The organism is Rhizobium sp. N122 (assembly GCF_002211295.1).
Classification (GTDB): domain Bacteria; phylum Pseudomonadota; class Alphaproteobacteria; order Rhizobiales; family Rhizobiaceae; genus Rhizobium.
Genome location: NZ_LOKU01000045.1, coordinates 42,392 through 64,190 on the forward strand (window position 1 = coordinate 42,392; position 21,799 = coordinate 64,190).

Here is a 21,799-nt window from a genome sequence, read left to right on the forward strand (position 1 = left end):
ATGGAAAGACGTTACTAAGAATTTCTATCCTTGGAAACGGCCGCGACCCAATTGTTCCAGTTCTTTGCACTGCCGGCAAAGACGTTGATATCGGTCGGTCCCTTGATGCCGGGGATAACGCCGGTCGAGGTATATTGCCAGAAGGCCCAACGGCGGTCGGAATAGGTCACTTCCGGGTGTTTCGCCACCGAACGGACCCAGAAATGATAATCCTGGAAGTAGCCGGCGAGATTGTCGCGGTGGAAATCGACCGAAGTGTAGATGATCGGGCGTTTGCCGTAATAAGCCTCCAGCCGGTCCATGAAACGCTGCATTTCGGAGCGTACCGTTTCCGGGCCGGGCCGATAGCGACAGGTCTTCGATTCGGCGTTCCATTCGACGTCGAGCACCGGCGGCAGGCGCATGGCCTCCTTCGGCACGTTGCGGATGAACCAGTCGGCCTGTTCGTCGGCCGAAGAGCAGAAATAATAGAAATGATAGGGCGCGTGCGGGATGCCGGCGTTGCGGGCTTCCCGCCAGTATTCGTCGAAGCGGGGGTCGACCCTGTCCTTGCCTTCCGTCGCCTTGATGAATGCGAAGGCGACGCCGGAGCTCCTCACCGTGCTCCAGTCGATATCGCCCTGCCACTTGGAAATGTCGATGCCATGGATCGCATTCTGCTGCGGATGTTTCGGGCCGAAATCCTGCGGATCGGTGTCCTGGAAGCGTGTCTTCGGCTTTATCGACGCGGTTTCGAGATAGTCATGACCGGAGGAGGAGCAGCCAGCCAGCAGGATGGCCAAAGGCAGAACGCAAAACAAAAGCCGGCGCATGGGTATCCCGTCGTGAACCGAATGATCTCTTTGCCCCACAGCCTGACCTTCGAGAAAAACGAGTCCAGCAGAGGAATAACCCTCTTTTCACCATATCAACGTAAAAAATCGGTTAGTTTCAAGCGAATTATGAGCGCTTGCTGATAATGGCAGCCCGCCAGGCATAGCCGCCGCCGATGGTGTCGAACAGCAATCTCGCGTTATTTTCATGGGCTTGCGCTTCCAGGACTTCGCGCAGATCGGGCCGCGGGGCGACGTGGAATTTTGCAAGCCATGACTGCAGCATGCGGCGGAACCAGCCGGGCAGGTCTTCTTGTTGGCCGAAATCGACGATGTGCAGCTGGCCGCCGGGGTTGAGTGCGGCGATCGATGCATCGACGGCGCGCTCCCAATCCGGGATCATCGACAGGGCATAGGAGATCAGGATGCGGTCGAAGCCGCTGACGCCGAATTCGCGCGGGGTGAAGGCGGTGGCATCGGCGACGCGGAAATCCGGGATCGTTGCCTTGGTCGCGAAGGCCTTGCGCGCCGAGATCAGCATTTCCTGGGAAATGTCGAGCCCAAACAGCTTGGCAGTCGGGAAATGCCTGTGGGCGAAGGCCATGTTGCGCCCGGTGCCGCAACCGACTTCGAGCAGGGTGCCGCCCTCGGGCACGTCGAGATTGCGGATCGTGCTGTCGCGGCCGAGGAGATAATATTTGCGGGTGAGGTCGTAGATATGGCGCTGGTAGCGGTACATGCCATCCATCAGGCTGGCATGTTCGCCGCTCTTTCCTGCCGTGTCGGTGCCGGCCTTGCTCACGCCTTCTTCCCGTAAATGTGGAAGCCGCCATAGATCGCCGAGCGATCGAGCGCCGTCAACTCGCGCGACTTCTCTTCGAAGTATTCCCACTGGTCGCGGATCGAGGGAGACAGGCGGCCTTCGATGATGCTTTTTTCGGCGGCGGTGCGGAAGATCACGCGGGCGCCGTCGCGTGCCGTGCGGGTGATTTCCCGCCAGACGTCGTTCAGCTGCTCATCCGTCATCCAGTCCTGCGCATCGAGCAGGATGTAGCGGTCGCGCGAGGCGGCCGGCTCGCGGGCCAGAAGCTCGGTGAAGCTTGCATGATGGACGTTGACGCGGTCGACATTGGCGCGGATCACCTCGTAGTGTTCCGACTTCAGATAGGTCGGCAGCGGGCCTTCCTCTTCCGTGCCGTAGCGGCGGCCGAAGGCCTGCCAGGCGAAATAATTGTCGCGCATCGGGAAATGACAGGCGAGTTTTTCCAGGCGGTGCTTCAGCACCGGTGCGATCGAATGATCGGCGGCAAGGCTTGCAAGTTCGTCATATTGCTGCGGCGGAATGCCGAGGCCGAAGAGCGAACTCTTGCGGCCGGTGATCCAGCGAACGACCGGCTTTTCGAACAGCGGCGCGATCTGCTCTTCGAAGAACTGGCGCTGCTCGCGGATCGAGCGGGTCTTGGTCATCTCGCCCAGCTTGACACCATGCAGGCGGGCCAGAAGGTGGGCTGCGCCGATGAAGCGGCCGAGCAGGCCGGTTTCATAGATGTTGCGGTCGAAGACGGTGACGCGGCGGCGGCCGAATTTGCGGCCGTTCCAATAGCTGCGCGTCGCGTCGTCGAGCTTGGCGGCGAGATGCAGGTCGTAGGCGCGGCTGTTCGACTTCTCGTTCGGCATCGCCAGGAAGCGGACGAGATCGACATGATCCGGCAGGTGCTTGAAGGCGGTAAGCTTCAGGCGGTTCAGCGCGATATGGTGCGGGTTGAGATCGACGACGTCGATCGAGGCCGGCGCCTTGGAGAGATAGGCGAGCATGTTGCAGCCGCCGGAGCCGATGGTGACGATGCGGTGGTTCGGCTTCAGCTCCATCGCCTGCATGTCGAGATCCGGATCCTCCCAGATCTGCGGGTAGACGAGGCCGGAGAAGAGGAGGCCGAAGAGGCGCTCGGAGAAACCTTCCTTCGAAAAAGCCTTGTGGCGGAGAAGGGCGTCCTTGAGTTTCCGGTTCTTGCGGAAGCCGGCATCCGGTGCAAATTCTGACATGAGTCTGTCACCTTTTTAGCGTTCAGGGCGTGTAGCGCGCCACTGCTACAGTTTGATGACGCGGGCTGTGGGCGCCGTTCTCGGAAGGCTCCGGCATCAATGAAGAGTGATCGAAATGGTGCGCCTACTTCGCGCCGGCCCCTTTCCGACAGGTGCGATTCCTGCTTCTCTCCCGGCATGGAGGAATGCCATGCGATTTGTGCTGCGTGTCCTGAAGGCGCTTGCTCTCCTTGTGGTTCTCATCATCGCTGCCGGGACCGGCTGGCTCTTCGCCTGGCCGCCGGAGCTCTTGCGCGTCGGGGACGGCTACGCCGCCAAGATCGTCTGCTCCAATGTCTTCGTCGCCGGCCGGGATGCCGACGATGTGCTGCATGACGACGTCCAGGCGCCGGGAAATCCGCTGCTGAGGCTGGTGCGCGTCGGTGTCGAGCGTGACAGCGGCCGGGTGACGGCGCGCTTCATGGGGCTGTTCGCATCGAGTTATGCGCTCTATCGCGGCGCTCTCGGATGCACCAGCGTGCCGGACGGCAATTTCGAGGCGGCGATTGGCGCGGTGCCGTTCGATCCGCCGGCCAAAATGCAGGCGAATGACGCGGTGTGGCCGCAAGGCGAGGGCACCGGCAATCAGCCGGACGCGAAGATCGCCGCGGTGCTGGCCGATGCCCGATTTGCCGGTCCGGCCATGCGGGCGATCGTGGTGGTGCGCGACGGCCGTATCGTCGCCGAAGCCTATGGTCCCGGATTTTCGTCGAAGACGCCGCTGATCGGCTGGTCGATGACGAAGACGGTGAACGCGGCCATCCTCGGCCGGCTGATGCTCGACGGCAAGATCTCGTTCGACGACGATCACTTGATGGCACAGTGGAAGGACGATCAGCGTGCGAGGATCAAGGTTTCCGACCTGCTCGGCATGGAGAGCGGCCTTGCCTTCAATGAGGATTACGGCAGCGTCGCCGATGTGACGCGCATGCTCTATCTCGATCCAGACATGGTCTCGCTGCCGGCCAATGCGCCGATGGAGGCAGCACCCGGGCAGCGGTTCCGCTATTCGAGCGGCACGGCGGCGCTCTTGTCACGCATCTGGATGGACAGGGTCGGCAATGCGCAGGCAGCCTTTTCCTATCCGCATGACGCACTCTTCTCCCCGCTCGGCATGACCAGCGCCGTCTTCGAACTCGACGCGCGCGGCACCTTTGCCGGAAGCTCCTATCTCTATGCGACTGCGCATGATTGGGCGCGTTTCGGACAGTTCCTGCTGCAGGATGGCGTCTGGAATGGCCGGCGGCTGTTGCCGGAAGGGTTCGTCGGCGCCATGCGCACGCCGACAGCAGCATCGAACGGTAGGTATACGCAAGGCCAGGCGTGGCTCGCGCCTGGCGGCTCGGGTGCTGCATTCGGACTGCCGGAGGACACGTTCTGGCTGACGGGGCATGACGGGCAGAGCATGGCGATCGTGCCGTCCGCCAATCTCGTCGTCGTTCGGCTTGGCCTGACGCCGGGCTGGCTCGGTTATCAGCCGCAGACGCTTCTCAAGGCAGTCCTGGCGGCGTCGCCGCAATCGGGCATGCCGCAACAGCAGGCCGGATCAGAGCGGCAGGTCCGGCCGCGGCCATAGGCCGAAGCATTGAAGCCGTTTTTCTGGGGGAGTTGTCAGTAATTGCCCTGGGCGACGTCATTCATGCCCTTGCGCTTGGCGTCATAATAATAGCCGCGCGCATAAAGGCGGACGGCATCGTCTTCCTTGCTGTCGGAGACGAGCCAGGCGCCGCGCAGATATTTCGCGGCATATTTGATGTTGGTCTCGGCATCGAAGAGACCGCCCGGGGCGCCGTCATAGCCCATTGATTTGGCGGTGTTGTACTTGATCTGCATGAGGCCGAAATAGCCGCGCTTGTTGTAGGCCTTCGGATTGTAGCGGCTCTCGCGGTGGACGATGCGGTGGAGCAGCGTCTCCGGAATTTCGTAGAGTTTCGAATATTTCTGAATGAGCTTGGTGACGAAGCTCTTTTCGACGGTCGGCGCATCGTCCTTGTCGTCGTCGCTGAACATCGGCGGCGCCGTCGGCGGATCGATCGGCCCGGATTCATCGAAGCCGTAGTCCATGCTGGCACGCGGCGTCGTGTCGACTGCGGCAAGTGCCGCAAGCGCGCCGTTCTGCGGTGTCGCGGCAAAGGCAAGCTGCGTTGCCGGTTGTGCCGGCGCTCCCGGACGCGGCGTCGGCACCACGGACTGGATCGCCGTCATCTCGGGTGTCAGCGGGATCTGCGCGTAAGCTGCCGGCTGCATGGTGAGATCGGCAGGCTGGGAGGCGGTCACGGTCGGCATCGCCGTCGCGGTCAGGGCAGGGGATGCCGGGGCAAGGGTAGCGCCGGCGACTGCCTGAGCGGCCGTGCCTTCGGCTGTCGGGATCGCGGCAAGCGTGGCGTCTTCACCGGGTTTCGGCATCGGCACCACGGTCTGAGCAGCTGTCAGTTCGGCCTGGGAGGTGTATTCGACGCTTGCGCAGCCGGTCATCACGCCACAGCAGAGCACCGTAGAAACGACAAGACTGCGTTTCAGCCCGGACAATCCGATCGCTACCATTCCGTCACTTTCGTGAAATCGCGCCGCCCCGGCAGCGTTATAAAAGTTACTAAAAAGCTTAAACCTGACGACCCCATTAACCCATTCGTGACATTCCGGCAACCACGGAATATTTTTAGAGCCTTTCCCGGTCGGATTGCAGCGTTCTGTTGGCTCAAACGGAGTCGGATGGTCGACCGGCCGGCGCGCGTCGTAGCCCAACTCTACGGCCAAGCTGGCCGGTCGATCAGCCGGCCCGTTTCAGCCAACCCTCCCGCAGATTTGCCAGGCAAATCTGCAAGACTTGGGAAGCGCCGGACGCACTGATCGCTTCGCCATGGCGAAGCGGTGCGGCCGGTGGGCCGGGCATCTTTCCGCCAGGATCAGAGGCGATCGGCTCGGAACGTACCAAGGGGTATGCCCGTCGCCAATCGCCTCTGCCCCGACGAAAACCTGCTCCGGCAGAATGCTGCAATCTGACCGGGAAAGGCTCTAAGCCGCAATACGGCGATACCCTGCGGTTACGGCGCCTGCCGCAATCAGCAGGGTGCCGCCGGTGCGGTTTACGGCGCGCTGGACGCTCGCCTTGCGAATCAGTCCGCGCGCGGTATGGGCGAGAAATGCGTAAGTGGAGGCGTTGAGGATCGCCAGCACGAGGAAGGTCGCTTCCATGATCGCCATCTGGCCGAGGAAGGGCAGGGCCGGGTTGAGGAACTGCGGCACGAAGGCGACGAAGAAGATAATGCTCTTCGGATTGAGGGCGGTGACGACATAGGCGTGGAGGAAGATCTTGAGCGATTTCTCCTCCGGAAGATTGTCGTTGTCGGCAACCGGTTCGCCGATGACGGGCGCCCGCCAAAGCTTGATTCCCAGCCAGATCAGGTAGGCGCCGCCGATCCACTTCAGCACGGTGAAGAGGGCGGCGGAAGCGGCGAGGACGGCGCCGAGACCGAAGAGAGACGCCGTCATCGCGGTGAAGTCACCAAGCGCCACGCCGCCCACCGTCGCAAACGCAGTCCTGCGTCCATGACCGAGCGCATAGGAAACGACGAGCAGTATCGTCGGTCCCGGTATGGCCAGCATGATGGCGGATGCGGCCGCAAAAGCGAGCCAAGCTTCAAGTGACATGGTGTCTCCTCCTATTCCTCAGGAACAAGCAAAGACATCATATTAACCATCCGTCAATCACGCTTCTTTGTATTTCTGGCCTATATTGTCCATGACTTCGGCAAACCATGCCGTCGACAGGTCAAAAGCCTTGCCGCCCTTGATGCGTGGGAATTCTATAGTGCGCAATTTACCGTTTTGCGCTTCATCGTGGCCGGTGACGCCGGAGACTTTATTGAGCGCGCTTTCGACGGCGAGATCGACCATGCTCTGGATCAGCCGGAGATCGTCGCCGTTGGCGGGCGCCGAGCGGGCGAAGTAGCCCGATTTCTGCACGAGCGAACGTTCGGCGTTCAACAGGCTGGCGAACTGCTTCTGGAACCAGGCGCCGACATTGATCGTGTCGATCTTCACATGGCCGAAGGCGTCGCGCTTGACCGTCTCGCCGGCGGCTTCGCGTTCCGCGACGATAGCGTCGAGGCAGGCGCCTTCGGAGACGAAGACCGTGGCGTGGCCGTTGCGGTCCATGCTCTCCTTCAGGCGGGCAGCCTCGGCGTCGAGGTCGAAGGCCATCTCGGGCAGGTAGACGGCGTCGATGCTCTTCAGATGCGCGTCCATCATCAGGCCGTCGACATACTGGTTGCGGCTGGTGCGCTGGAGATAGGCGCGGGCGGTGGCGGCCGTCAGCCAGCCGCAATGGCGGCCCATGACCTCGTGGATGACGAGGGTGCGGGGGGCGGCCGTCTGTTCGTTGCCGACATTGTCGAAGAAATGCGCGCCGACTTCGGCGGCCGTCCAGGCGCCGAGCGACTGGCGGATCGGCACGACGTCGTTGTCGACGGTCTTCGGCAGGCCGACGACGGTCAGGTTGTAACCGTTGGCGGCAAGATAGGCGGCAAGGTCGGCAGCGGTGGTGTTGGTGTCGTCGCCGCCGATCGTATGGAGAATGGTGATGCCGTCATTGGCAAGACGTTCGGCGGCCACTCGCAGCGGGTTGTCGCCTTCCTTGACCAGGCCGCGCTTGACGCAGTCGGCGGCATTGGTGAGCTTGACGCGGCTGTTGCCGATCGGCGAGCCGCCATAACGATGCAGCAGCGGCGCCTTTTCGCGCATCTCGCGGGTGATCGCGATGCTGTCGCCGAGTAATACGCCCTGGTAGCCGGACTTGTAGGCGACGATATCGAGGTCGGGGGCGATATCGCTGTAGCGTTCGATGAGGCCGCCGACGGCGGAGGAAAGACAGGGCGCCAGGCCTCCGGCGGTCAGCATTGCGACTTTCTGCTTGGCCATGATCCCTCCTATGGCGTTTCGGTACGGCGGTGTCAGCTATCGGCGCCGTATCGAATTCGATTCAAGCGACGCGCTTAGCTCATTGTTTTCATGCATGTCGTCATCCCGGACCCGCTGCACACTTCCGAGCGACATGTATGAGCGCATGGATGCGGCAGGGAAAGGAGCCTGTAAAGTAAAGAATTTACGAAAACGCGCCTTTCTGCCGCGTGGCGACCGGAACAGCAGATATAATCGTTTCAAGCCCGTTCTGACTGTCGACAACTCTTGTGGAAATTGCCGGCGAGCGCGGTGCGGGGCGCAGGTGCCGGGTCCAGAGGGCTATATGCTGCGGTGCGACAATTACCAAATCGTGAAAACTGTGTTCGGCCCTACGACCAATAGTCGCCTTGCAAAGGCTACGATTCTTTGGTCAAGCTGTTTGTATATAAGGTGACAAGCGTGCGAGAGATTTCGATGTCCTTCTGGGAAAAACTGTTGAATGCCATTGGCAATACCGCGGGCAATGCGCTGTCTGCGGTGGTCGAGGCTATCCGAACGGTTTTCGAAGGGGATCCCGAGACCCGGCGCAAGGTGGCTTTCTCCGTGGCGATCATCGCGCTGTCGGCCAAGATGGCCAAGGCCGACGGCATCGTCAGCGAGAAGGAGGTCGAAGCCTTCCGCGAAATCTTCGAATTCCCGCAGGACCAGGCCAAAAACGTCGCCAGGCTTTACAACCTCGCACGCCAGGACGTGGCCGGCTACGAAGCCTATGCCGAACGGCTCTCGACGCTCTGCATCACCTGCGCGGCCAATTGCACGGTGCTGGAAGACGTGCTCGACGGTCTCTTCCATATCGCCAAGGCCGATGGGCTGATCCACGAGAAGGAACTGAATTTCCTCAGCCATATAGCCGAGATCTTCCAGATGAGCGAGACGCGCTTCGAGCAGATCGCCGCCCGTCACGTCTCCACAGGCGGCGATCCCTACAAGGTGCTCGGCGTGTTGCCCTCGGACGATTTCCCGACCATCCGCCGCCGCTATCACGGCCTCGTCAGCGAACACCATCCCGACCGGCTGATCTCGCGCGGTGTGCCGAAGGAGTTCCACGTCATCGCCAATGAGCGCATGGCGGCGCTGAACGCGGCCTATGCGGCGATCGAGAAGGAACGCCGCGCCGCATGACCTCTTTCGAGGCCGACTGCGGGAGCGCCCGCGTGCAGCCTTCGCCGAACCATGGCGAGCGCGCGGACGGGCGCCGTCCAGACATGATCCTGCTGCACTATACCGGCATGCCGACGGCCGATGGCGCGCTCGACTGGCTCTGTCGCGCCGAGAGCCAGGTCTCCAGCCATTATTTCGTGCATGAGAACGGCGAGGTGGTGCAGCTGGTGCCGGAGGTGCGGCGGGCCTGGCACGCGGGAAAGAGCAGCTGGCACGGCGAGACGGATATCAATTCGCTGTCGATCGGCATCGAGATCGCCAATGCCGGCCATCCCGGCGGACTTCCCGATTACCCTAAAGAGCAGATCGCCGCGGTGATCGAATTGTGTCGCGACTGTGTCAAACGTTGGTCGATCGCGCCGGAACGGATCCTCGGGCACTCCGATGTCGCCCCGATTCGCAAGGTCGATCCGGGTGAGAAATTTCCCTGGGGCGAGCTCCACAAGGCGGGCATCGGGCACTGGGTCGAGCCGGCGACGATCACCGGCGGGCGCTTCTTCCAACGGGGCGACGCCGGCCAGCCTGTGGAGGCACTGCAGTCGATGTTGTCTCTCTATGGTTACGGCACTGAAATCACAGGCCAATTTTCCGAAAGGACGGCGGGTGACGTGGAAGCCTTCCAGCGCCATTTCCGGCCTGAACGGGTGGACGGCATCGCCGATTTCTCGACGATCGACACGCTGCACCGGCTGCTGTCGGCGCTACCGCGTTATTCCTGAGCGGAAGAGCCGGACACCCGGGCAGTTTTCGCGCGGCCGCCGAGAAAACCAGCGCGCCACATCATCTCCCTATTATCTCCTCATTGCGATGGTCTAAGAACGCCCGCTGAACAGCGCTCACGGCTTTTTCAAGTGTAACCACGAGCGCCAAATGAAACGATAAGAATTGCTGCGGAACGCGATCAATCATTGATCGTGTGTGACCGGATGACGGCGAGGCGCGCAGTCCTGCAATTCTATGGGTCGGAGTGAATAGACTACATGAAGAATATGATTGTTGGTGCTGCGGCATGCGTTGGCATGCTGCTGGCGGGAAATAGTTTTGCCTTGGCTGGTGATGACTGGGGTGCCAGGGCCGAAACCATCCCGCTGAAAACCGTCGATCGCCAGAGCGGCTATGCCATGCCGGACTTTTCCGCGAGCATTCCCTATGCCGCGCTGATCAACAAATATGCTGCGGAATATGATGTGCCGGTGGCGCTCGCTCAGGCCGTCGTGCGCGTCGAGAGCAATTTCAATCCGAAGGCACGCGGCAGTGCCGGCGAAATCGGGCTGATGCAGATCAAGCCCGCGACGGCGCGGATGATGGGGTATTCCGGCACGAAGAAGGGCCTGTTCGATCCGGAGACCAACATCAAGTACGGGATGAAATATCTGGCGGCCGCCCATCAGCTTGGCGGCGGGCAGACCTGCAACACTATCCTGAAGTACAATGCCGGCCATGCCGCCACGCGCATGAACCCGGTGTCCAAGACCTATTGCGGCAAGGTCCTGGCGATGCTCGACTGAGCTTCGCCGGACGCGTCGGGCGAGAATTCTTCCGGCATTTTTGCGATATGAATCAGGATGCTTGCCGTGATATCCCCACCTGAAACGAGGTGGGCCACCTCGATGCGAGGTGAGGCCACCTCGAGATGAGGTTAGGCCACCTCGAGATGAGGTTAGGCCACCTCGAGATGAGGTTAGGTATGGCAGTCGATTTCAGGTTCATCGTCATCGGGCGCGGCATGATGGGGGCGGCCGCCGCACGGCATCTCGCCTCGATGGCCGACGGCATCGCGCTGATCGGCCCGCGCGAGCCGGAGCAACGCAAGGCCCATCACGGGATATTCGCCAGCCATTACGACGAAGCGCGCATCACCCGCACGTTCGACGGCAATCTGGCCTGGGGAAGTTTCGCCGCTCGTGCGCTCGACCGCTACCGCGAGATCGAGGCAAGGAGCGGCATTTCCTTTTATTCGGAGGTCGGCTGCCTCTTTGCCGGTCCGACGCCGAAGGACGAGCAGGACTATATCAACCGGGCACTAACCGTCAGCCGGACGCTCGGCAGCGATATCGAGACCATCGCGCCGTCGGACCTTCGCCAGCGTTTTTCCTATCTTGCCGTCGATCCTGATTTCACAGGATATTTCGAGCGCAAGCGCGCCGGGCACATCAACCCGCGGGCGTTGGTGCGGGCGCAGGCGAGGCTTGCCGAACAGGGCGGTGTCTCGCTGATCGAAGCAGTCGCGACATCCGTGCGCGACGCCGGCGCCCATGTCGAGGTGACGGCCGGTGGCCGAATCTACAGTGCCGAGCGCGTGCTGGTCGCTGCCGGCGGTTTCAGCAATTTCAATGCCCTGCTGCCGCGTCCCGTCGATACCAGGGTGATGGCTCGCACGGTCGCCTTCTACGAGATCGGCGAGCGCGAGATGGCGATTTTCGGCGATATGCCGTCGACGATCGTGCTCGGCGAGCGGGAGGAGGACCACATCTATATCCTGCCCCCAGTGCGTTATCCCGACGGCAAGACTTATCTGAAACTCGGCGGCGATACCGAGATGCTGTCTTTCAGAGCGCTGGAGGATGTTGGCGCGTGGTTCCATTCCGATGGCAGCGTGGCCGAACGCGAGCATCTCGCGCGCATCGCCCTCACGTTGATGCCGGCGCTTGCCGGCTGCCCGGTCACCTCGGGGCCTTGCGTGGCGAATTTCACGCCGACCGGTTATCCCTATGCCGGATTTACGCAGTCGCCGCGCATCGCGGTGCTCACCGGCGGCAATTTCGTCGCAGCCAAATCCTCCGACGAACTCGGACGGCTGGGCGCCGCGCTTCTGACCGAAGGTGCGCTCGGCGACAGTGATTTCCGCGGCGAGCTGACGCCGGTCTTTGCCTGAAAGGGAGCATCATGGCAGTCGATTTCAAATATATCGTCGTCGGCCGCGGGCTGATGGGGGCTGCGGCGGCGCGGCATCTGGCCCGCCAGGCGGATGGCGTGGCGGTGATCGGCCCCGACGAGCCTGATGATCGCAAGGCGCATCAGGGCGTCTTCGCCAGTCATTACGACGAGGGGCGGATCACCCGCACCATCGATCCCGACCGCAACTGGGCGCTGCTCGCCAACCGCGCGATCGGCCGGTACCGCGAGATTGCCCGCGACAGCGGCATCGACTTCTATCGCGAGGTCGGCTGCGTGGTCGTCGCGCCGGATGGAAGCGATTATCTGGAGAGGACCCGGCAGGCGGCGGTCTCGCTCGGCGTCGAGACCCGCCTTCTCGATGAGGCCGGGCTGAAAGCCGCCTTTCCGTACTTCGCTTTTCCCGATGACGCCGCCGGCGTCTTCGAGGCGAAGGGGGCCGGCCACATCAGTCCGCGCAGCCTGGTCAAGGCACAGTCGCTGCTGGCGGAAAAGGCGGGTGCTGCGGTCATTCGCGACCATGCCGTCTCGATCCGCAGCGAGGGCGGATCGGCTGTGGTCGAGACAGCCGGCGGCCGGAGCTATCGCGGTGAGAAGGTGCTGCTGGCTGCGGGCGGATTTTCCATTGCGAAGAATCTGTTGCCGCGTCCGGTTGCCATGACAGTTTATGGCCGGACGGTCACGCTTTTCGAGGTGAGCGAGACCGATGCGCTGCGTCTTGCGGCCATGCCGTCGCTCATTCTTGATGTGCCTGGCATCCATATCTATCTGCTGCCGCCGATCCGTTATCCCGACGGCAAATTCTACCTGAAGATTGGCGGCGATCCCGACGATCTGGTGCTCGGCGACGAGGTCGCGATGCGCGCCTGGTTCAAAACCGAGGGGCGCGAGATCGTGCGCACATATCTCAACCGTATCGTCGAAGGGCTCGTGCCCGACATGGCGCCGCTGTCGATTTCGACCGCCGCCTGCGTCGTGTCGCAGACGGAAAGGGGCCATCCGATGATCGGCTACACTTCATCGCCGGACATTGCGGTGCTGACGGGTTGCGCCGGCACCTCTGCCAAGAGCTCGGACGAAATCGGCCGGCTCGGGGCCGAGCTGCTTTTGTCGGGCAGAATCAGCGAACAGGGCTATTCCACGGATTTCACACCGCAATTTCGCTAGGCCCATCGTTTTTGATGGCAATTGCCATCTCTCTCGTTTATGGGAGCCCTGCCAGTTGGCTGGGCAGCCGCGCTTTACCAATGCCGAAAGGCGGTAGGGTGAGGAAAGTCCGGGCTCCACGGAAACACGGTGCCGGATAACGTCCGGCGAGGGCGACCTCAGGGAAAGTGCCACAGAAAGCAAACCGCCTGTCATGACAGGTAAGGGTGAAAGGGTGGGGTAAGAGCCCACCGCATCTCCGGCAACGGAAATGGCACGGTAAACCCCACCGGGAGCAAGACCGAATAGGGATGACGTGGCAGGCCGAAAGGCCTTCCGGCCGGTTTCCAGGCCAGTCATCCGGGTGGGTTGCGCGAGGCAGCGTGCGAACGCTGTCCCAGACGAATGGCTGCCACGTTCCGGTTCACGCCGGTGCCATACAGAACCCGGCTTACAGGCCAACTGGCGATTAACTTTTGTGGCGCGACCAAGCCCCGATGTCAGCGATCACTTCCAGCTAAGTCACTGAAATCGACAGTTTTCAAGTGGATGCTCATGCATTCCGCCTGTTGAAAATTCTTTTTCCAAAAGCAGCGCGGTCGCCATCGCGAGATGGGCGATCCTAACCCTTTGTTAAACTTAACGGCTTATAAATTTTTGATCATGCGTCTATTGCAAAATGGGCGTATCCCATTGACGCCCATATGGTCCCATGCTATCCCAAATGCGCACTGCACCAGGGCAATCACCTGCCCATTCATCGCAAAGCAAAGGCGTCTTCCTCTCTGGAAGCGTCGGAGGGGTCTTTACTCATCCGGCTTGCGAAGCTGTGCCTGATATCGGGAGTTTCGGGCGTCTTTTGGTCCGGATCCCTGCGGGAACGGATGTTTCGTGTGATGAGCCGCTTCCTTTCGAATGCGACCAACAGGATCGATGCCAAGGGCAGGGTTTCCGTGCCTTCGGCGTTTCGTTCCGTGCTGGCGCAGCGCAATGTTCTGGAGCTCTATTGCTTCCAGGACTTTGTGTTTCCGGCGATCAGCGTCGGCGGTCCGGATCTTCTCGAAAGATTCGAACGGCAGATCGCTGCGGAGGATCCGTTTTCGCCGGATGCGAACGAGATGTCGCTCCTCATCCACGGGGGCGGGGTCTTCATGAAGCTCGACGCCGAGGGGCGGTTGATGGTCACGGATTTCATTCGCGGCTTTACCGGCATCTCGGACGAAGTGACTTTCGTCGGTCGGGCGGATCATTTTCAGCTTTGGCAGCCGCAGGCTTTTGTGGCTGCGCAGGCGCAGGCACGAGGGGAGCGCAAGCTGGCGGGCAAGCGTTCCTGAAAGAACGAGGGAACGGAATGGTGGCGAATCCTGGCGGAGGTTCAACTGATGCCGGCGGCGGACCGGTTCGTCACATTCCTGTTCTTCTTGATGAAGTGCTTTCGGCGCTGGCGCCCGCGCCTGGCAAGCTCATCCTCGACGGTACATTCGGTGCGGGCGGTTACAGCTCGGCCATCCTTGCGGCCGGCGCCGAGGTGATCGCGCTCGACCGCGATCCGACGGCGATTGCGGCGGGCCAGGCAATGGTTGCTGCCCATGCTGGCCGTCTCAAGCTTGTTCATTCACAATTCTCGCATCTTGCCGATCATGCGCCGCAAGGCGGGCTTGACGGCGTCGTGCTCGATATCGGCGTTTCCTCCATGCAGATCGATGAGGCCGAGCGCGGTTTCTCGTTCCAGAAGAAGGGGCCGCTCGACATGCGTATGTCGGCCGCAGGTGTCTCGGCCGCCGATGTCGTCAACCGCGCCAAGGTCGCCGATCTCATCCGTATCTTCCATTTTCTCGGCGAGGAAAGCCAGGCGCCGCGCATCGCGCATGCGATCGAGAAACGCCGCGAGGAAAAGCCGTTCGAGACGACACGCGATCTTGCCGGTCTCATCGAGCTGGTCACTCCTCGCAAGATGAAGGACAAGATCCATCCGGCAACGCGGGTGTTTCAGGCCTTGCGTATCTTCGTCAACGACGAGCTCGGCGAACTCGCCCAGGCGCTGTTTGCCGCTGAGGCAGCGCTGAAGCCGGGCGGCCGGCTGGTCGTCGTCACCTTTCATTCGCTCGAAGACCGCATCGTCAAGAAATTCTTCTCCGACCGCGCCGGCAAGGCGTCGGGGTCGCGGCATCTGCCGGTTGCGCATCAACGGGCGGCAACATTCGCGGCGATCGGCAAGCCGATGGTTTCGGCAAGCGAAGCGGAAGCGGAGGCAAACCCGCGCGCCCGCTCCGCCAAATTGCGCGCCGGCCTGAGGACGGAGGCCGCCGCCGAAGCTGCGGATATGTCGCTCTTCGGGTTTCCCAATCTCGCCAGTCTCGGAAAGCTTGGAGGTTGATATGCTGAAAACGTTCGATCTCGTGCTCATCGGCGTCATGACGGCCACCGCCGCCGTCACCTACACGATCAAGCATCGCGCCGAATTGAAGCTCGAGGAGGTTCATCGCCTCGAAGCCGAGATCAAGCTCGAGGAGGATACGATCGACCTTCTCAAGGCCGACTGGGCGCTGCAATCGCAGCCGAACCGGCTGGAGCGGCTGGTGAAAGCCTATGATGACGAGTTGCAACTGCAGCCGACGCAATCGACGGCGCTGGTGCATGCCAAGGAATTGCCGATGTTGAAATCCGAGGTTCCCGTGCCTGACGTGACGGAGGCCAAGGCCAGCGCCAAAGGCGCGACCGAGGCCAGCGCCAAAGGCGCGACCGAGGCCAGCGCCAAAGGCGCGACCGCAGGCGGCGCTAAAGGCGCGGCCCTGGCCGGTGCGACCGTCACGACGAAGGCGCAGCCCGTTCCAAAACCTGCGCCGCGCGCCGCGGAGGAGGATGAAGCAGACGAGATCGAAACGGGGTCGGTGGAATAATGTCGTTTCTTTCCCGCATCATGGTCTTGAAGAGCCAGGCGCATTTCTCCGCCGGAGTCTACAATCGTTTCGGCGGTCCGTCCCCCGCCGGCCTGGCGATCGAGGGATCGCGCAAGAAGAAATCGGGGCAGGCAAAGAGCCGCGTCGGCCTGCTGATCCTTGGCTTCATGGGCGTCTACGTCATTATCGGCGGCCGTCTCGTCGAATATGCGATGAAGGATCAGGAGGTCGTCTCCAGCATCCTGCCGCCGGATCGGCTGATGGCCTCGCGCCCCGACATTCTCGACCGCAACGGCGAAGTGCTGGCGACCGACATCCGCACCGTCTCGCTGTTTGCCGAGCCCAATAAGATCGTCGATGCCGACGAGGCGGTCGAAAAGCTTGCCACTGTTCTGCCTGAGCTCGACGTCCGGGATACCTATAAGAAGCTTTCGGTCAAAACCTCGCATTTCGCCTGGCTGCGCCGGCAGCTGACACCGAAGCAGCAGAGTCAGATTCTGGCGCTCGGCATTCCCGGCATCGGCTTCCGGCCGGAGAAGCGCCGCTTCTATCCGGGCGGTTCGACCGCCGCGCATATCCTCGGTTATGTCAACATCGACAACCGCGGCGTCGCCGGCATGGAGAAATATATCGACGACCAGGGGCTAGCCGACCTCGCCTCGGTCGGCATGACCAGCGATCAGCCGCTCGAGCCGGTGCGGCTTTCGATCGACCTGCGTGTGCAGAACATCGTCCGGGACGCGGTCGTCAACGCCGTCAACAATTTCCAGTCCAAGGGGGCGGGTGCTGCCGTCATCGACGTGCATACCGGGGAGGTCCTGGCCATGGCCTCGGCGCCGGATTTCGATCCGAACGATCCGCAGGAAGGAGCCAAGGAGGGTTGGCTCAACCGCATGACCAACGGCACCTTCGAAATGGGATCGACCTTCAAGACTTTTTCGCTGGCGATGGCGCTCGACACCGGCAAGGTGAAGATGACCGACACATTCGATGCCAGCAAATCGATCTACATCGGCGGCTTCACCATCCACGATTTCCACGGGCAGCGCCGCTGGCTGACCGTGCCTGAGATTTTCCAGTATTCTTCGAATATCGGCACGGCGCGCGTCATCGACATCGTCGGCATCGACGCGCAGAAGGACTATCTGACCAAGTTCGGCCTGCTGACCAAGATGCAGACCGAACTGCCCGAGGTGAAGATGCCGAGCCAGCCGCGCGTCTGGAAGAAGATCAATTCGATCACGATTTCCTTCGGCCACGGGGTCTCGACGACGGCACTGCAGACAGGGGTGGCGGCTGCCGCTCTCGTCAACGGCGGCAAGCTGATCGAACCGACATTCCTGCCGCGCAGCCGCGAACAGGCCGACGAGATCGCCACGCAGGTTATCAAAAAGACGACCAGCGACGAAATCCGCTACCTGCTCGATTTCAACGGGTACAAGGGATCGGGCCGCGTCGCCCGCGTGCCGGGCTTTGCCGTCGGCAGCAAGACCGGTACGGCCGACAAGGTGGTGAACGGCCGCTATTCGGCGACCCTGAACTTCAATTCCTTTATTGCCGCATTCCCGATCAACGATCCAAGATATGCGGTGATCACCTTCTGCGACGAGCCGAAAACCGGCGAGAAGCAATATGGTGGAACGATCTCGGCCGGTACCGCAGGCCCGATCGCCCGCGAGATCATCAGCCGTGCGGCTCCCATTCTCGGTATCGAGCCGAAATTCGGGGAGGGCGGATCGGCCTTGCTGGTGTCTTATTGAGTGTGAATGAATATCGGCGCCGATTCGCGAGGGGTGGACCGGCTTCAAGAGAGAAAAGTGCATTCGATGAAATTGCGAGACCTGGCCGGAGATCAGTTTCCGGAAATTGAAGCACAGCTCGAAGGCCCGGCAGGCCTGCTTGATATTTCAGGCCTGTCTTCGGACAGCCGACACGTGGCGCCGGGTTATGCCTTCGTCGCGGTCGCCGGCACCAAGGCGGACGGCGCGGGCTTCATCGCCGATGCGGCCGGCCGGGGGGCTGCCGTCGCGATCGCCTCCCAGGCCGTCGAGGCTTCCATCCCGGTGCTTGCGGTCAAGGAGCCGCGCCGTTTCCTTTCCATCGCCGCTTCGCGTTTCTTCGGCAGACAGCCCGAGACCATGGTCGGCGTCACCGGCACCGCGGGCAAGACCTCGGTGGCTTCCTTCACTCGGCAGATCTGGGCGCATGCGGGCCATGCGGCGGCGATGATCGGCACAACAGGTGTCGTCTCGCCGACACGCAACGACTATGGTTCGCTAACGACGCCCGATCCGGTATCGCTGCACAAGCTGCTCGCCGACCTTGCCGGCGAAGGTGTCACGCATGCGGCGATGGAGGCTTCCAGCCACGGCCTCGACCAAAGCCGGCTCGACGGCGTCAAGCTAGCCGCGGCCGCCTTTACCAATCTCGGCCGCGACCATATGGATTATCATCCGACGGTCGAGGCCTACATGGCCGCCAAGATGCGGCTTTTCGAAGTGCTGCTGCCGAAGGGCTCGCCGGCGGTGATCTTTGCCGACGACCCGTGGTCGGCGCAGGCGATCAACGCCGCCGCCGATGCCGGTCACGATGTGCGCACCGTCGGGCGCAAGGGCGATTACCTCGCCTTGAAACGGGTCGAGCACTTCCGCCACAAGCAGACCGCCGAGATCCATATCGGCGGCGAGATTTTCGAGGTGGACATTCCGCTGGCCGGCGATTTCCAGGTCGCCAACGCGCTTGTTGCAGCAGGGCTTGCCATGTCGACCGGCGTCGAGCCGAAGGTGGCGATGGCCGCACTCGAGAAGCTCGTCGGCGCGTCCGGCCGTCTCGAACTGGTCGGCCATACGAAAGACGGCGCGCTCGCTTATGTCGACTACGCCCATAAGCCGGATGCGCTGGAAAATGTGCTGGGCTCGGTCAGACCCTTCACCACCGGCCGCGTCGTCGTCGTCTTCGGCTGCGGCGGCGACCGCGATCGCGGCAAACGGCCGATCATGGGCGAAATCGCCTGCCGGCTTGCCGACGTCGTCATCGTCACCGACGATAATCCGCGCTCGGAGGAGCCGGCCTCGATCCGGGCGGAGATCATGGCGGCAGCATCCGGCGCCTCGGAAATCGCCGATCGCGCCACCGCGATCCGCGAGGCGGTTGGTATGTTGCGATCCGGCGATACGCTGATCGTCGCCGGCAAGGGGCATGAGGAGGGGCAGACGATCGGCAGCGTGACCCTGCCGTTCTCCGATCATGCGGAGGTGCGCAAGGCCTTGGAGGAACTGCAATCTTGAGCTGGCTCTGGACGTCCGAAGACATGATCGCAGCAATGGCGGGACGCCCCTTCGGCACTCTGCCTGAAGGCATCACCGGCATTTCCATCGACAGCCGCTCGATTGCTCAAGGCGAAGCCTTCTTCGCGATCAAGGGCGACCGTGTCGACGGTCACGACTACGCATCGATGGCGGTGGCGAACGGCGCCTCCCTTCTCGTCGTCAGTGAGGCGAGGCTTCCGGCCATGGGCCGCCTGACGGTGCCGATGATCGTCGTGGAGGATGTGCTCGCGGCACTCGGCCGGCTCGGCCTTGCCTCGCGCGAGCGCTCCAAGGCCCGGATCATCGCGGTGACGGGATCCGTGGGAAAGACGACCACCAAGGAAATGCTGCGGCATGTGCTGTCGCCCTCCGGCAAGGTGCATGCCTCCGTCGCCTCCTTCAACAATCATTGGGGCGTACCGCTGACGCTGGCGCGCATGCCTGACGATACGGATTACGGTGTCTTCGAAGTCGGGATGAACCATCCCGGCGAGATTCGGCCGCTGGTCGAGATGATCCGTCCCGACGTCGCCATCATTACGACGATCGCGCCGGCGCATCTCGGCAATTTCAAGAACATCAAGGAGATCGCTGCCGCCAAAGCGGAGATCTTCGAGGGACTCGAGCCGGGCGGCCATGTGGTGCTCAACCGCGACAACGATCAGTTCAATTTCCTCGACCGCACGGCACAGTCGCTCGGTATCGAGCATATCCATTCCTTCGGCCAGCATGCCAAGGCCGAATTCCGGCTGGCGGAATTCAACGGCGCGGACGAGAGTTCGACGCTGTGGCTGACGATCGGCGGCGAGACGCTGGAGGTCGCGATCGGCGCGCCCGGCCGCCATATCGCCGAAAATGCGCTTGCTGCGCTCGGGGTCGTCAGGATCGTCGGCGCCGACATGGAGAAGGCGATCGCGGCGCTGGCGACGCTGAAGCCGGAAAAGGGCAGGGGCAAGCGCCACCGGCTTTCGATCGGCAGCGGCAACTTCACGCTGATCGACGAAAGCTACAATGCCAATCCGGCCTCGATGCGGGCGGCGATCGCGCTGCTGGCGGCTTCGGAGCCGGCCGGCCGCGGACGCCGTATCGCCGTGCTCGGCGACATGCTTGAAATGGGCGAGTATGCGCAGAAGGTTCATACCGATCTCGCCGTGCCGCTGCTTGCGGCCGGCATCGAATATGTCTGGCTCGCAGGAACAGAGATGGCTGCGCTCAAGGAATCATTGCCGGAAAGCGTCCATGTCGAGTATCGCGAGAACACCGGCGAATTGACGGATTATGTATTGAACTCGGTCGCTCCGGGCGACGTGTTGATGGTGAAATCGTCTCTGGGCATCGGTTTCGGCAAGATCGTCGCCGCGCTGCTTGACAAGTTCTCGCCATTTTCCGACACGCAACGCGAACTTTGATCGGGTAAACAAGGGGCCCTGAATGCTGATCTGGCTTGTCGAACTGTCGGAATATTTCAAATTTCTGAACCTGTTCAGATATATTACCTTCCGTACAGGCGCTGCTCTGTTCACCTCGGCCCTGATCGTCTTCCTGTTCGGGCCAACCATCATCAACTCGCTGCGCATCCGGCAAGGCAAGGGCCAGCCGATCCGCGCCGACGGCCCGCAGACGCACTTCAAGAAGGCCGGCACGCCGACCATGGGCGGGCTGATGATCCTGGCCGGCATCGTCGGCGCGTCGCTGCTCTGGGCCGATCTTTCCAACGTCTACGTGGTCGCCACGCTGCTGGTGACGCTCGGCTTCGGCGCGATCGGCTTCTACGACGACTATCTCAAGGTGACGAAGCAGAGCCATATGGGCTTTTCCGGCAAGGCGCGTCTCGGGATCGAGTTCGTCATCGCCGGCATCGCCGTCTATTTCATGATGCGCACTGCCCTTGCCTCGGGCGTTGCCGGTTCGACCTTCGGCTCGTCGATCGCCTTTCCTTTCTTCAAGGACTTCATGATCAATATCGGCATCATGTTCGTCGTCTTCGGTGGCTTCGTCATCGTCGGCGCCGGCAATGCCGTCAACCTGACCGACGGCCTCGATGGGCTTGCCATCGTGCCTGTCATGATTGCGGCGGCCTCCTTCGGCGTCATCGCCTATCTCGCCGGCAATGTGGTGTTTGCGAACTACCTGCAGATCAATTTCGTGCCCGGCACCGGCGAGCTCGCCGTCGTCCTCGGCGCCGTCATCGGCGCCGGTCTCGGTTTTCTCTGGTTCAACGCGCCGCCGGCCGCCATCTTCATGGGCGATACCGGGTCGCTTGCGCTCGGCGGCACGATCGGCACCGTTGCCGTCGCCACCAAGCATGAGATCGTCATGGCGATCATCGGCGGCCTCTTCGTCATGGAGACGCTCTCGGTCATCATCCAGGTCGGCTTCTTCAAGATGACCGGCCGCCGCGTCTTCCTGATGGCGCCGATCCATCATCACTTCGAGAAGAAGGGCTGGACCGAGAGCCAGGTGGTAATCCGTTTCTGGATCATCGCTGTCGGCCTTGCCATGCTCGGCCTTTCGACGCTGAAGCTGCGGTGAG

The 21,799-nt window shown here is 62.1% G+C and carries 19 protein-coding genes and 1 other RNA gene; 14 read left to right on the plus strand and 6 right to left on the minus strand.

All coding sequences use genetic code 11. The features are described 5' to 3' along the window. Positions 1 to 14: 14 nt before the first annotated feature. From ATY75_RS25010 to ATY75_RS25020, 3 genes are all read right to left on the minus strand, one after another. Positions 15 to 812 (minus strand): GH25 family lysozyme, encoded by a 798-nt coding sequence (locus ATY75_RS25010; RefSeq protein WP_064839727.1) that lies wholly within the window; start codon positions 810 to 812, stop codon positions 15 to 17. A gap of 127 nt (positions 813 to 939) precedes the next feature. Next, entirely contained in the window at positions 940 to 1,614 is a 675-nt protein-coding gene (locus ATY75_RS25015) for a class I SAM-dependent methyltransferase (RefSeq protein WP_088939611.1), read from the minus strand. Beyond that, positions 1,611 to 2,855 carry a DUF3419 family protein gene (locus ATY75_RS25020; RefSeq protein WP_088939612.1) on the minus strand — a complete coding sequence of 415 codons (1,245 nt, stop codon included), beginning with the start codon at positions 2,853 to 2,855 and terminating at the stop codon, positions 1,611 to 1,613. The genes ATY75_RS25015 and ATY75_RS25020 overlap by 4 nt, the downstream gene beginning before the upstream one ends. 190 nt (positions 2,856 to 3,045) lie before the next feature. Between ATY75_RS25020 and ATY75_RS25025 the strand changes: the two genes are divergently transcribed. Continuing rightward, complete coding sequence (locus ATY75_RS25025; RefSeq protein ID WP_088939613.1) at positions 3,046 to 4,470, plus strand: serine hydrolase; 1,425 nt, start codon at positions 3,046 to 3,048, stop codon at positions 4,468 to 4,470. Between the two features lie 35 nt (positions 4,471 to 4,505). Here the strand turns inward: ATY75_RS25025 and ATY75_RS25030 are convergent, their stop codons facing one another. From ATY75_RS25030 to ATY75_RS25040, 3 genes are all read right to left on the minus strand, one after another. Next, positions 4,506 to 5,438 (minus strand): lytic transglycosylase domain-containing protein, encoded by a 933-nt coding sequence (locus ATY75_RS25030; RefSeq protein ID WP_088939614.1) that lies wholly within the window; start codon positions 5,436 to 5,438, stop codon positions 4,506 to 4,508. A gap of 471 nt (positions 5,439 to 5,909) precedes the next feature. Next, positions 5,910 to 6,545, minus strand: coding sequence for a LysE family translocator (locus ATY75_RS25035; RefSeq protein WP_088939615.1), 636 nt, complete (start codon positions 6,543 to 6,545; stop codon positions 5,910 to 5,912). Positions 6,546 to 6,602: 57 nt separating this feature from the next. After that, on the minus strand, positions 6,603 to 7,814 hold the full coding sequence (locus ATY75_RS25040; RefSeq protein WP_088939616.1) for a pyrophosphate--fructose-6-phosphate 1-phosphotransferase: 1,212 nt from the start codon (positions 7,812 to 7,814) through the stop codon (positions 6,603 to 6,605). A gap of 456 nt (positions 7,815 to 8,270) precedes the next feature. On the opposite strand from ATY75_RS25040, the gene ATY75_RS25045 reads away from it, so the two are divergent. From ATY75_RS25045 to mraY, 13 genes are all read left to right on the plus strand, one after another. Continuing rightward, on the plus strand, positions 8,271 to 8,978 hold the full coding sequence (locus ATY75_RS25045) for a DnaJ family molecular chaperone (protein ID WP_088939617.1): 708 nt from the start codon (positions 8,271 to 8,273) through the stop codon (positions 8,976 to 8,978). Further along, positions 8,975 to 9,736, plus strand: coding sequence for an N-acetylmuramoyl-L-alanine amidase (locus ATY75_RS25050; protein ID WP_088939618.1), 762 nt, complete (start codon positions 8,975 to 8,977; stop codon positions 9,734 to 9,736). The genes ATY75_RS25045 and ATY75_RS25050 overlap by 4 nt, the downstream gene beginning before the upstream one ends. Before the next feature lie 261 nt (positions 9,737 to 9,997). Next, the gene (locus ATY75_RS25055) at positions 9,998 to 10,525 is read left to right on the plus strand and encodes a lytic transglycosylase domain-containing protein (protein ID WP_088939619.1); all 528 of its coding nucleotides are present in this window, start codon (positions 9,998 to 10,000) and stop codon (positions 10,523 to 10,525) included. Positions 10,526 to 10,704: 179 nt separating this feature from the next. Next, positions 10,705 to 11,892 carry an FAD-binding oxidoreductase gene (locus tag ATY75_RS25060; protein WP_088939620.1) on the plus strand — a complete coding sequence of 396 codons (1,188 nt, stop codon included), beginning with the start codon at positions 10,705 to 10,707 and terminating at the stop codon, positions 11,890 to 11,892. A gap of 11 nt (positions 11,893 to 11,903) precedes the next feature. After that, complete coding sequence (locus ATY75_RS25065) at positions 11,904 to 13,079, plus strand: FAD-dependent oxidoreductase (protein WP_088939621.1); 1,176 nt, start codon at positions 11,904 to 11,906, stop codon at positions 13,077 to 13,079. A 51-nt stretch (positions 13,080 to 13,130) separates the two neighbouring features. Further along, positions 13,131 to 13,528, plus strand: an RNA gene (rnpB, locus tag ATY75_RS25070) — RNase P RNA component class A. 426 nt (positions 13,529 to 13,954) lie between these two features. Next, entirely contained in the window at positions 13,955 to 14,392 is a 438-nt protein-coding gene (mraZ, locus tag ATY75_RS25075) for a division/cell wall cluster transcriptional repressor MraZ (protein ID WP_064839704.1), read from the plus strand. A gap of 17 nt (positions 14,393 to 14,409) precedes the next feature. Continuing rightward, the gene (gene rsmH / locus ATY75_RS25080) at positions 14,410 to 15,435 is read left to right on the plus strand and encodes a 16S rRNA (cytosine(1402)-N(4))-methyltransferase RsmH (protein WP_088939622.1); all 1,026 of its coding nucleotides are present in this window, start codon (positions 14,410 to 14,412) and stop codon (positions 15,433 to 15,435) included. A gap of 1 nt (position 15,436) precedes the next feature. Beyond that, positions 15,437 to 15,958, plus strand: coding sequence for a hypothetical protein (locus tag ATY75_RS25085; protein WP_088939623.1), 522 nt, complete (start codon positions 15,437 to 15,439; stop codon positions 15,956 to 15,958). Further along, positions 15,958 to 17,718, plus strand: coding sequence for a penicillin-binding protein 2 (locus ATY75_RS25090; protein ID WP_049733644.1), 1,761 nt, complete (start codon positions 15,958 to 15,960; stop codon positions 17,716 to 17,718). Before ATY75_RS25085 ends, ATY75_RS25090 begins: the two co-directional genes overlap by 1 nt. Positions 17,719 to 17,724: 6 nt before the next feature. Beyond that, positions 17,725 to 19,245 (plus strand): UDP-N-acetylmuramoyl-L-alanyl-D-glutamate--2,6-diaminopimelate ligase, encoded by a 1,521-nt coding sequence (locus ATY75_RS25095; RefSeq protein WP_088939624.1) that lies wholly within the window; start codon positions 17,725 to 17,727, stop codon positions 19,243 to 19,245. Beyond that, entirely contained in the window at positions 19,242 to 20,675 is a 1,434-nt protein-coding gene (locus ATY75_RS25100) for a UDP-N-acetylmuramoylalanyl-D-glutamyl-2,6-diaminopimelate--D-alanyl-D-alanine ligase (RefSeq protein ID WP_088939625.1), read from the plus strand. The genes ATY75_RS25095 and ATY75_RS25100 overlap by 4 nt, the downstream gene beginning before the upstream one ends. Positions 20,676 to 20,697: 22 nt before the next feature. After that, positions 20,698 to 21,798, plus strand: coding sequence for a phospho-N-acetylmuramoyl-pentapeptide-transferase (gene mraY, locus ATY75_RS25105; protein ID WP_003593357.1), 1,101 nt, complete (start codon positions 20,698 to 20,700; stop codon positions 21,796 to 21,798). Position 21,799: the final 1 nt, after the last annotated feature.

What these genes read in the sequence shown, in the direction of transcription:
- ATY75_RS25010 (WP_064839727.1), bottom strand. Translation starts at nt 812, where the DNA reads ATGCGCCGGCTTTTGTTTTGCGTTCTGCCTTTGGCCATCCTGCTGGCT.
- ATY75_RS25020 (WP_088939612.1), bottom strand. Translation starts at nt 2,855, where the DNA reads ATGTCAGAATTTGCACCGGATGCCGGCTTCCGCAAGAACCGGAAACTC.
- ATY75_RS25025 (WP_088939613.1), top strand. Translation starts at nt 3,046, where the DNA reads ATGCGATTTGTGCTGCGTGTCCTGAAGGCGCTTGCTCTCCTTGTGGTT.
- ATY75_RS25030 (WP_088939614.1), bottom strand. Translation starts at nt 5,438, where the DNA reads ATGGTAGCGATCGGATTGTCCGGGCTGAAACGCAGTCTTGTCGTTTCT.
- ATY75_RS25035 (WP_088939615.1), bottom strand. Translation starts at nt 6,545, where the DNA reads ATGTCACTTGAAGCTTGGCTCGCTTTTGCGGCCGCATCCGCCATCATG.
- ATY75_RS25040 (WP_088939616.1), bottom strand. Translation starts at nt 7,814, where the DNA reads ATGGCCAAGCAGAAAGTCGCAATGCTGACCGCCGGAGGCCTGGCGCCC.
- ATY75_RS25045 (WP_088939617.1), top strand. Translation starts at nt 8,271, where the DNA reads ATGTCCTTCTGGGAAAAACTGTTGAATGCCATTGGCAATACCGCGGGC.
- ATY75_RS25050 (WP_088939618.1), top strand. Translation starts at nt 8,975, where the DNA reads ATGACCTCTTTCGAGGCCGACTGCGGGAGCGCCCGCGTGCAGCCTTCG.
- ATY75_RS25055 (WP_088939619.1), top strand. Translation starts at nt 9,998, where the DNA reads ATGAAGAATATGATTGTTGGTGCTGCGGCATGCGTTGGCATGCTGCTG.
- ATY75_RS25060 (WP_088939620.1), top strand. Translation starts at nt 10,705, where the DNA reads ATGGCAGTCGATTTCAGGTTCATCGTCATCGGGCGCGGCATGATGGGG.
- ATY75_RS25065 (WP_088939621.1), top strand. Translation starts at nt 11,904, where the DNA reads ATGGCAGTCGATTTCAAATATATCGTCGTCGGCCGCGGGCTGATGGGG.
- mraZ (WP_064839704.1), top strand. Translation starts at nt 13,955, where the DNA reads ATGAGCCGCTTCCTTTCGAATGCGACCAACAGGATCGATGCCAAGGGC.
- rsmH (WP_088939622.1), top strand. Translation starts at nt 14,410, where the DNA reads ATGGTGGCGAATCCTGGCGGAGGTTCAACTGATGCCGGCGGCGGACCG.
- ATY75_RS25085 (WP_088939623.1), top strand. Translation starts at nt 15,437, where the DNA reads ATGCTGAAAACGTTCGATCTCGTGCTCATCGGCGTCATGACGGCCACC.
- ATY75_RS25090 (WP_049733644.1), top strand. Translation starts at nt 15,958, where the DNA reads ATGTCGTTTCTTTCCCGCATCATGGTCTTGAAGAGCCAGGCGCATTTC.
- ATY75_RS25095 (WP_088939624.1), top strand. Translation starts at nt 17,725, where the DNA reads ATGAATATCGGCGCCGATTCGCGAGGGGTGGACCGGCTTCAAGAGAGA.
- mraY (WP_003593357.1), top strand. Translation starts at nt 20,698, where the DNA reads ATGCTGATCTGGCTTGTCGAACTGTCGGAATATTTCAAATTTCTGAAC.